The sequence below is a fragment of the Nostoc sp. genome (assembly GCF_036919495.1).
In the GTDB taxonomy this organism is placed as follows: Bacteria; Cyanobacteriota; Cyanobacteriia; order Cyanobacteriales; family Nostocaceae; genus Nostoc.
This window is the reverse complement of sequence record NZ_JBALBZ010000121.1, coordinates 1-4,393: the sequence shown is the minus strand read 5'-3', so window position 1 is coordinate 4,393 and position 4,393 is coordinate 1. Positions and strand designations below refer to the sequence as shown.

Sequence of the window (4,393 nt, the reverse complement as noted above, 5' to 3'; positions counted from 1 at the left end):
TGCCAAAACAACGAAGTGGCATTGACGCCAAAGTGACCTGTTTCGTAGTTACCAGGTATGAAAGAACGACCCAAAACAATCAACTGCAACAAAATGCCAGTGAGAACATGCAAACCGTGGAAGCCCGTTAACAAGTAAAATGTGCCACCGAATGTCCCGGAGGTGAAACCAAACTCCAGGTGACTCCATTCAATCGCTTGCCCGACTAAAAAGTAAGTTCCCATTGCGATCGTAGCGAAGAGATACAGGCGAAACCCTTTCAAGTCATGGCGTTGAAGGGCGCGTTCTGCTAAATAAATCACAAAACTACTGGAAACTAGAATGACTGTGTTGATTGCCGGATCTTTTACTTCTAATCCGGAAACACCAGCTGGTAGCCAGTTAGGAGTTGTTGTTTTGTAGATGATATATCCGGCGAAAAAACTTAAAAAGATAACGCTTTCGGACAGTAGGAAGACAATGAAGCCAAACATTTTGTTGCCTTCTTCGTCGTGGGTATGTTCTGCGGCTGTGTGGTGCAATTCATGGGGATTGATATAAGTGTCCATTTTGCTGTTAGTTTGAGGGGGAATTTGAAACGCACTAGGTAGCGGAGGGAAGCGCAGAGGGGCGCGGAGGGTTTCTGTGGCTTCCCTTTGGGTTATTCTCTTAGGTTGGCTGTTAAGGGTTCTGATTTGCCGTAGCCGTAGGGTTTGGAGATGATGATCGGAATTTCTTCAAAGTTTTCTACTGGAGGGGGTGAAGAAACTAACCACTCTAATCCAATTGCCCGCCAAGGATTAGCAGGTGCTTTCTCGCCTTGCATCCAAGAAATTACCATGTTGAAGATAAAGGGCAAGGTGGACATTCCTAAGAGAAATCCGCCCAGGCTAGCGATCACATTCCAAAATTGATACTCTGGGGCGTAAGAAGCAACTCGGCGTAACATTCCTTGCAATCCTAATGGGTGCATGGGCAAAAAGTTGAGGTTGGTGCCGATGAAGGCTAACCAGAAATGGATTTTACCCCAGCTTTCGGAGTACATCCGCCCGGTCATTTTGGGGAACCAGTGATAGATGGCAGCAAATAAGCCCATCGTCACGGTGCCGTAAAGGACGTAGTGGAAGTGTCCCACCACAAAATAGGTATTGTTAACGTGGACATCGACCGGCACAGAAGAAAGCATGATGCCTGTGATGCCGGCGAACACAAACATGACTAATCCGCCCAAGGCAAACAGCATGGGGGTATTTAACCGCAGTTTCCCGCCCCAAATAGTCGCTACCCAAGCAAATACTTTAATTCCCGTGGGTACAGATACACACATCGTTGTCATCATGAAAACCAACCGCATCCAGCCTGATGTACCACTGACGTACATATGGTGTACCCAAACAATGCCACTGACTAGGGCAATCAAGATCGATGAAACGGCAACTACTTTGTAACCAAATAGAGGTTTACGTGAATATACTGGGAAGATTTCCGAGAAGATGCCGAAGATGGGCAAAATAATCACGTAAACGGCGGGGTGGGAGTAGAACCAGAAGTAATGCTGGAACATAACTGGATTCCCGCCCTTGGCTGGGTCAAAAAAGGCGGTGCCAACTGTCAGGTCAAGTAGCAACATCACCGCGCCAGCTGTCAATGCAGGTAATCCGAATAGTTGGATAATCTGGGCGCTAAATACTGCCCAGACAAACAAGGGCATTCTGAAGAAGCCCATTCCTGGTGCCCGCATCTTCACGATTGTGGTAACAAAGTTGACTGCCCCCATAATTGAGGATACGCCGGATATTGCCACCGCTAACAGCCAGATAACTTGACCATTTATTAAGTTACCTGTGGGATTCTGGAGACTGACTGGCGGGTAAGACCACCAACCGGCTTGGGCTGGGCCACCAGGGACGAAGAAGCTACCCATCATCAAAATCCCAACTACTGGCACCATCCAAAAGGCAACGGCGTTGAGGCGGGGAAATGCCATATCTCGCGCCCCAATCATCAGTGGCACTAGATAGTTAGCAAAACCAACCAGTGAGGGAAATGTCCACAAAAACAGCATCACAGTGCCGTGCATGGTGAACATCCCGTTATAGACGGTGCGATCGACTAAATCTGATTCGGGTGTTAGCAGTTCTCCCCGCATCACCATCGCAAAGATTCCGCCGACGAGAAAGAAGAAGAATGAGGTAACGAGATACTGGATACCAATAACTTTGTGGTCTGTACTAAAGCTAAAGTATTCTTTCCAGTTACTTGGAGATTCGTGGTTAGGCTTCTCGTTAGGGAGAAGAATGCCTTCAATTGGAATATTAGTCATCGCTTACTTTCCTTTTAACCAGGAGAATTGACTAGAGTCGGTGCAGCAGGTGGAACTGTAACCCAACCTGTTTTGATTGATTGTTTGGATGTTTGGGCATACTCAGAAGCTGCCTGATTCTTTGCTGGAGATGGCTTTTGAGTTGCAGCTTGTGCCAGCCACTGCTGATAATCTTCAGGAGATTCTACGACTACATTCGCTTGCATCGTTGCGAAGTATGTGCCACTGTATTGGGAATCGGTCAATCGGTATTGTCCGGGGCGGATCGGAGTAAATTCAAAGTCGATGCTCTGGTTAGGAATAATATCCTGCTTGAGGCGAAATGCAGGTATATAGAAGCCGTGCAAAACATCCTGTGATTTTAGTGCTAAACGTATCCGGCGATCGCTCGGTAAATGCAATTCGGTACTAGTGACATCTCTTTCTGGGTAATGAAAAACCCACGCCCACTGTTTAGCTAATACGTCGATTTTCTCAACGGGTTCTGCTAAAGCCTTAGCTGGTACTGATTCCATTGCTAGCGGATTATGCAGGTGAACTAATTCGGCTGGGCCTTGAATCCCCATTTGTTCATAAACTTGGTAGCTGTAACCCGCAATCCAAAACACCAAAAGAATTGGGATTGCTGTCCAGACAACTTCTAAGGTGACATTGCCATGAATTGCCGGACCGTCGGTGAAGTCATCTTTGACTGCTCGATGGAAGATCACAGAATACATTAAAGTACTTGTTACTCCGAAAAAGATGAAGGCACCGAGGGTTACTAAGAAGCTAATCAAATCATCAATTAGTTGGGATTCGGCTGCTGCTTGGGGAGGAAGCCAAAAGTAAGCCTGTTTGCCAATCCAGAGACTGGTAATAGTCACTGCGATCGCGCCTGTAAGCACGGTTAAAATATTTAAAATCTTCTGGATTTTCATGGTCATTGGTTATTGGGCATAGGGCATTGGGCATGGGGCATTGGGCAAATGACTAATGACTTATTTGAGTGTTGAAGTCTTGGCCTAATCGCAGCAAATTATCTGCTGTATTGTGTACGCCAAATTCGGTGGCTAGTTGCGCTCCTAGTGTCCCGTGGACGAACATAATCAACATGATTGCTATGCCTGCGAACAGATATATCCACTGCACTTCTCTATCTGACTGTTTATATTCTTGTTTGCCCCAAACGAAGCGCTGCCATCCTCTCCAGATGGTCATGCCAACAATCAGCGCTAATAACAACACACCACCTACACCATGCCAAATCATGGTTTGCATTGCCTGTAATCCCCAGGCACTCTTCATATCAGCTGGTGGTGTTGCCAACAGCATTTCATAAAAGCCTGCTGCCACGGTGAAAAATGTAATGATGCTGGCAGCTAGCATGTTGTACCACCCAACATCAAATAATTTGTCACGTTCGACAGTAATTGCCAAAAATTTGAAGACCCATTTTTCAAAGGGGAACAGAACACCAACGATATCGAAGGTAATCCCAATGATGAATAAACCCAAGGTGAGATGGACTAAGTTGGGATGAATGGGAATTGTGTAAGGTAATCCGTTTGCGCCTAAAGAGCCGGTCAATTGGTCAATTAATTCTGAGTTCATCGCAACACACCATCCTTTAGTGCTTCTACAACTGGCACTGTATGCAATCCATATACCCAAACAAGTTGATCTCCGAGATATACCTGCAAGCCAACTATCAGGATTAAAACTAGTCCGGCTCCCAAATAATAAATTGGTATTTTCTGCGGGTTGCGGGTACGAATTACATAACGCCAAGCTGTAATTGCGGTGATGATTCCCGAAAGCGACCAACCAATCAGCGTATGTAAATTCAGCGCCGATTTAGCTAGGGTGTAAGGCTGTGCTAAACCCGCTTCAAACTGACCAAAAATGATCGCGGCGAAGATAGCGATCGTGGCAACTAACATATTCCACCAACTCACCTCAAAAAGACTGGCTTTACCAGTAAAATAGCCAACTACATCGCAGAAAAAAGAAAACAATACCATCGCAATTACGAAGTGGACAAGGATGGGATGAATCGTATCTGGATAGGGTAAATTGTGGTCGTTCAAAGATGTAAAATACTCAAGCATT

5 protein-coding genes are annotated in these 4,393 nt (G+C 45.9%); all 5 read right to left on the bottom strand.

All coding sequences use genetic code 11. The features are described 5' to 3' along the window. On the bottom strand, positions 1-548 hold a 548-nt coding region (locus V7K25_RS16755), incomplete at its 3' end, for a cytochrome c oxidase subunit 3 (protein ID WP_335159672.1). A 92-nt stretch (positions 549-640) separates the two neighbouring features. Beyond that, positions 641-2,302, bottom strand: coding sequence for a cytochrome c oxidase subunit I (ctaD, locus tag V7K25_RS16750; RefSeq protein WP_334788961.1), 1,662 nt, complete (start codon positions 2,300-2,302; stop codon positions 641-643). 14 nt (positions 2,303-2,316) lie between these two features. Next, positions 2,317-3,222: a cytochrome c oxidase subunit II gene (locus V7K25_RS16745; protein WP_335159673.1), complete on the bottom strand. Its 906-nt coding sequence runs from the start codon at positions 3,220-3,222 to the stop codon at positions 2,317-2,319. A gap of 52 nt (positions 3,223-3,274) precedes the next feature. Then, positions 3,275-3,895 carry a DUF2231 domain-containing protein gene (locus V7K25_RS16740; RefSeq protein ID WP_334788960.1) on the bottom strand — a complete coding sequence of 207 codons (621 nt, stop codon included), beginning with the start codon at positions 3,893-3,895 and terminating at the stop codon, positions 3,275-3,277. Beyond that, positions 3,892-4,392, bottom strand: coding sequence for a DUF2231 domain-containing protein (locus tag V7K25_RS16735; RefSeq protein WP_335159671.1), 501 nt, complete (start codon positions 4,390-4,392; stop codon positions 3,892-3,894). Before V7K25_RS16735 ends, V7K25_RS16740 begins: the two co-directional genes overlap by 4 nt. Between the last annotated feature and the right edge of the window lies 1 nt (position 4,393).